The 1,555-nt window shown below is 30.5% G+C and carries 3 protein-coding genes; 1 reads left to right on the top strand and 2 read right to left on the bottom strand.

What is annotated here, in order from left to right:
- A partial coding sequence (locus tag PTI45_RS24360; RefSeq protein ID WP_217492687.1) for a hypothetical protein occupies nucleotides 1–185 on the bottom strand: 185 nt, incomplete at its 3' end.
- Nucleotides 186–314: 129 nt separating this feature from the next.
- Between PTI45_RS24360 and PTI45_RS01495 the strand changes: the two genes are divergently transcribed.
- Complete coding sequence (locus PTI45_RS01495) at nucleotides 315–1,136, top strand: helix-turn-helix domain-containing protein (protein ID WP_069325783.1); 822 nt, start codon at nucleotides 315–317, stop codon at nucleotides 1,134–1,136.
- A gap of 15 nt (nucleotides 1,137–1,151) precedes the next feature.
- On the opposite strand, the gene PTI45_RS01490 is transcribed toward PTI45_RS01495, so the two are convergent.
- Nucleotides 1,152–1,358: a hypothetical protein gene (locus PTI45_RS01490; protein WP_069325782.1), complete on the bottom strand. Its 207-nt coding sequence runs from the start codon at nucleotides 1,356–1,358 to the stop codon at nucleotides 1,152–1,154.
- Between the last annotated feature and the right edge of the window lie 197 nt (nucleotides 1,359–1,555).

Here is a 1,555-nt window from a genome sequence, read left to right as displayed (position 1 = left end):
CCTTTCAACCCCGATATATTGACTCTGCATTTAGAGTCAGAATACAATGCATATAGGCAAAATTTATTTATGTAAAAAAACGAAAACTCCCTATATAAATATAGGGAGTCAGCAGAACTAACATCATAAACTTGAAGAGCGGCAAACTCTTTAAGTTCCATTTCTACAGGAATATGTTTCGGCAAAAAACATCATTCCTGGAGTTGTATTAAAGTCGCTTAAAAACTTTAACACGCTTATACCATTATTATATAAAAGTTAATCTACTATATCAAGGTATATGCGTGAAATAATTCATCTCTGGAGGTTATTTCATGTACTCATCTCAACTTATCCTTAACGATCTACAAGATTTACTAGCAGATAAAGATTTGAAGACCTACGAAAAAATGGTTTTAATCGTTTTTAAAGTCTACGAACATACCCATTCATCCATATTCCCTGATTATGAAACAATTGCAGCTGCCGGAGGCATGTCTAAACGTAAGGCGCAATATGTAGTTAAAGAACTCTCTACCCAAGGCTTAATTCAAAAAGAACATAGATATAAAAAAGATACTGAAGGTTATTACAAACAAACTTCAAATTCGTATCAACTTTCTTCGACTAGTACCGTACCTCAAAATGCACTAGATGCACAAAATGAGAAAAATGATGCACCTCATGCACCAGATTTTGCTGTATTATACGCACCAGATGCATCCTATAGTAATAAAAATCTTTTAAAAAATTTAAATTCTTTAAAAGAATTAAAAGATCTAGAAGAGGAGGAAGAACAAATGTCTCCCTCATACACAATAGAACCAGAACCAAATCCATATCCCAAATACGGAAAAGTCTATCAGCAAATGATTATTGAACAACAAACAGGATCTCTAAATTATCTGCAAAAAGAATTTTTAGAACAATGTAGTACAAACGATTTGCCAAATGTATTGGTAGAATCGATCTATCAACAAGTCGAAAAAGAGATTAGCTGTTATCGCTTTGAAGCTATCGAACGAGCCATAACAAAGCTTGTGAAAGCTATTAGAACCAGACAAGTAAAAAATCCAATAAACTGGTTTTCATCAGTGTATAAAAATGAAGATCTACTTGTTAGAACAGAACAACAACTACATCAAAAGTCATCTTAATGCGTTCAAATGCGTTTAAGGATTTTGTTTTTTAAGTAATTTAGAAATATCTAAAGGTTCATCATAATCTGAGAACTGAACTTGTATCTCTATATTCTTACGATCAGCAGTATACTCTTGTTTAGGATAATACGAAATTCCGATCAATCTATATTTTCCAGCATTTTTGTTATTTAAAAACCGAATTGGTGTTATCATAAGCTCGCTCTCTTCCTTAATCATTATTTTCACTCATTTAGAATGATACAAAACTACATTAAGGATTTTTATTTTTATTAAGTAAACGCTTCAAATTATTTTAATTACAGTTAATAGTATTTTCAATTTTATTAGTTGATAACAACAAAGCCAACCACTAGATTGTCAGTATTACAAATCTTAAAGTTTATATTTTTTATAAAATTATTTTATTATTGTTT

This window comes from Paenibacillus nuruki (genome assembly GCF_001721045.1).
GTDB classification, from domain to species: domain Bacteria; phylum Bacillota; class Bacilli; order Paenibacillales; family Paenibacillaceae; genus Saccharibacillus; species Saccharibacillus nuruki.
This window is presented reverse-complemented; position numbering and strand designations above follow the sequence as displayed.

Bases quoted from the DNA above. Each gene is read 5' to 3' on its own strand.
- PTI45_RS01495 (WP_069325783.1), top strand. From the start codon at position 315: ATGTACTCATCTCAACTTATCCTTAACGATCTACAAGATTTACTAGCA.
- PTI45_RS01490 (WP_069325782.1), bottom strand. From the start codon at position 1,358: ATGATTAAGGAAGAGAGCGAGCTTATGATAACACCAATTCGGTTTTTA.